The 1569-nt window shown below is 47.5% G+C and carries 3 protein-coding genes; all 3 read left to right on the top strand.

Going from position 1 to position 1569, the window contains the following annotated elements; translation table 11 throughout:
* A partial coding sequence (locus AAE514_RS18400) for an RHS repeat-associated core domain-containing protein (protein ID WP_347333023.1) occupies positions 1-685 on the top strand: 685 nt, incomplete at its 5' end.
* Between the two features lies 1 nt (position 686).
* Positions 687-938 (top strand): hypothetical protein, encoded by a 252-nt coding sequence (locus AAE514_RS18395; protein WP_347333022.1) that lies wholly within the window; start codon positions 687-689, stop codon positions 936-938.
* Positions 939-1327: 389 nt separating this feature from the next.
* A partial coding sequence (locus AAE514_RS18390) for a hypothetical protein (protein ID WP_347333021.1) occupies positions 1328-1569 on the top strand: 242 nt, incomplete at its 3' end.

The following is a 1569-nucleotide window of genomic DNA, read 5'->3' as shown; positions in this document are numbered from 1 at the left end:
GTTGACCGATGCGCAAAAGGCCATCACATGGAAGGCGACGTATACGCCCTTTGGGAAGGCCAGGGTGGACGTTGAGCAGGTCACGAACAATATTCGGTTTCCGGGCCAATACTTCGACCAAGAAACTGGGCTGCATTACAACTACTTTAGGGATTACGATCCGAGCACCGGAAGGTATCTTCAGAGTGATCCGATTGGGCTTGAAGGTGGGATTAATACCTATACTTATGTATCTAATAACCCCTTAGCATTTATCGATCCGTTTGGCTTGGCTGAGGTCGTTATCTGGGGCGGTGTTGGTAAGGGAAGCTCCTCCTTTGGGCACGTTTCGACAAATGTAAATGGAACATCATATTCTTGGGGGCCAGGTGGAATGGATATTAGACCACAATCAGAATACATGAATCTCAATCAGGATTTCCGGTCTGGTCTAGGATTTAATCTTCCTTTAACACAGCAGCAGGATGATTCTCTAGAGCAGTGTTTATCTGGTTATAGTTCTGGGTCAGGTTACAATCCAGCGACTAATAATTGTGGGGCTCCTGTTCAGAGCTGTTTAAACCAAGTCGGGATAGATGTAAGGGGGCTATCTGGAGATATTAGCGTCACTCCTGGTGGAATTGGTTATTCACTGTATACCTCTATGCCAGGTGTAACTACTACGCAACACTCGCGGAATAAATAGTATGAAAATGGCCTTGACTGTTATTTCAGTATTGGTATTTATATATGGAGTGGTGCTGATAGTATTATTTTTGACATTTCCTTTTAACTATCGAGATTTTGATCGCAACAAAAATGGCTTGGTTGGTGTTTGGGAGATTGAATACGTTTTGTCCTATAAAGAAAGAACCGTAATAAAAGATGGAAGAACATGTATTGAATACGTCTCACTGAAAGATGGTTTGGTATTGGCTGTTAAGTGCGCTACAAAATGAAAGAAAAAATATAAAGAGGAAAGATTTATTTAATTTCACCTACGGATGACCGGGTCGCATCTTGCTTTTCCCTTGCTGGAGTTAACGGGCCTCTAGAGCCCCCAGGCTGGAGTGTCAACCTGATGGGTTTCCCTGATCATTGATAAAGAGGAACGTAATGTTCTAAAAGCAGCCGACAACCCGGCTGGGCTTTTTGCTTTTACTCCTCCTTGTCGCATTTGGTGATCAACACTAGGTCCGCCATGTGTGTGCAGACACTGTTCAGAAAGTGCTGATCGTGAGAAATGATGATGGTTTGTGGGGCTGCCCACACTAGTTGTGCAGGAGGGCGGCTACCATCTGGACTCCCTGGCCACTAACGCCAAGCACTTTTTCGACGGGCTGCGCTGATGCTTTGGCTGGGTGTCCCACTGGTCGCGCTGTTTCCCATTTACGCGCACTGGCGACTCCCCACCCATGCGGAAAATCGGGGAGCCAGGTGGCTGACGGCCGGGTTTCTGGTTCTGTTGGGAGTAGGCGTGGGCTGGGCCACCGGGTTTCGTTATTTCCCGGTGGCCGAAGGCGCCGGCCGCTGGGCGCTATTTTTAATCGGTTTTGGCGTGGCTCACTTTCCGGCGGCTTGTGTCCTTTT

This window comes from Marinimicrobium locisalis, assembly GCF_039822625.1.
GTDB lineage: Bacteria > Pseudomonadota > Gammaproteobacteria > Pseudomonadales > Cellvibrionaceae > Marinimicrobium > Marinimicrobium locisalis.
The sequence above is the reverse complement of the archived record's forward strand: the minus strand, read 5'-3'. Positions and strand labels throughout refer to the sequence as shown.